We start from the raw sequence: 322 nt of genomic DNA, 5'->3' as shown, positions 1-322 counted from the left end.
GGCCGCCGATGCCTCGACCCTGGTCAGGATCGCCGACCTTCCGATCGGGGCCGATGTCGCCAACGGCCTTGGCAACACCGGAAATTTCAACGGCAATGGGAATACCGGCAACTTCAACGGCAACGGCAACAGCGGCAACTTCAACGGCAACGGCAATGCCGGGAGCTTCAGCGGCAACTTCAATGGCGGCAACTTCAACGGCAACGCCAATTGCGGCAACGGCTTCGGCAACGGCAACGCGTCGGACGGCAATGGCAACGGCCGAGGAACTGGCGGCACTCCAGACTGGTGCCGGTTCCTGAAGGACCTGAATGGCCGGCTG

At 62.7% G+C, this 322-nt stretch carries 1 protein-coding gene; it reads left to right on the top strand.

Going from position 1 to position 322, the window contains the following annotated elements; all coding sequences use genetic code 11:
• A partial coding sequence (locus EN818_RS31530; RefSeq protein WP_189524003.1) for a hypothetical protein occupies positions 1–322 on the top strand: 322 nt, incomplete at both ends.

The sequence above is a fragment of the Mesorhizobium sp. M3A.F.Ca.ET.175.01.1.1 genome (genome assembly GCF_004791945.1).
Classification (GTDB): Bacteria; Pseudomonadota; Alphaproteobacteria; order Rhizobiales; family Rhizobiaceae; genus Mesorhizobium.
Note: the sequence above shows the minus strand (reverse complement) of the source record. Positions and strands in the feature narration are given on the sequence as shown.